Source organism: Bacillus sp. LR--39 (assembly GCF_053613335.1).
In genome coordinates this window covers 1-961 of sequence record NZ_JBSIOT010000442.1, presented here as the reverse complement: position 1 = coordinate 961, position 961 = coordinate 1, and the positions used below count along the sequence as shown (strand labels likewise).

The window sequence follows — 961 nt, the reverse complement described above, 5'->3', positions numbered from 1 at the left end:
GATTTGAGCGGATCGTCAGAGCAGTCCGTAAAGCCGGTTAATTCACCTGCCGCTTTAACGAAGGCGTTTGCCGTTTGGCCGTTTCTTGCAAGGATTGCCGATGAAATACCGATCAATGAAGGAACGCTTCAACCTTTTCAAACGAAGACGAGGCCGGGAACGATTCTAGATCCGGAATTTCCGGCAGCTACAGCACTAGCTCCAAGCATTACCGGACATTTCGTCGCTGCAGCGGTATTTAAAGCCATTCAAAACGGACAAGGCACAAGTGAAGAATTTCCGCCGATTTATGGGCCAGGTCCGCAGGCCGTTTTTTATCCGGAGCTTGGCACAGGAGCCGAAACAAAATCAATCGTTCTCGCACCCGGGTATCCTTCAGCTTCAAAAGGCTTCGGACCGCCTGCTTTATTTGGCCAACGGATGCTTGTCTCTGCGGAGGAATTGGAGCTTTACCACGGTTTTAAAATGGTTTCCCGGGAGTGGACGGACAATGGGGAGGAAATGGAAGTGTCCCTGCTTAACCAGGAGGACGATATTTATTTCAACCTTCTTCTGCCTTTTAGCGAAAGGGGAAAATACGGGTCTCTGTCAAGAACGGGAGACCATGACGAAACCTTTTATGAAAGCACGGTACACCAACATGTGAAAAAAGGCAACCTCCTCGTCTTTACGTACTCTCAAAAGGAGGAGCAGCTATGATCAATCAGGACTTTATCTTATCACAGGTGGTCGGCGGTTCTCTTGATGCGGTTGCCAGGGAAATGAGCGCCACTGTCACGAGAACGGCCCGTTCACCATTGTTTAACGAAGCGCATGATTTTACGACGGGCGTCTTTGACCTTTCCGGCAAAAAATCGCGCCTTGTCGCGCAGGCCCCCGGCTGTACGCTTCACCTTTATGCGGTCGTAGGCGCAGTGGACCATCTATTGGACGCCTTTCGGTATGATCTTCACCCCGGGGA

General features: G+C 50.8%; 2 protein-coding genes. Both read left to right on the top strand.

What is annotated here, in order from left to right:
* Positions 1-699: hydantoinase B/oxoprolinase family protein (locus tag ACWHAR_RS23940; RefSeq protein WP_452088047.1), on the top strand; the 699-nt coding region annotated here is incomplete at its 5' end.
* The coding region (locus ACWHAR_RS23935) for a hydantoinase B/oxoprolinase family protein (RefSeq protein WP_452088046.1) at positions 696-961 on the top strand (266 nt) is incomplete at its 3' end. The genes ACWHAR_RS23940 and ACWHAR_RS23935, both read left to right, overlap by 4 nt.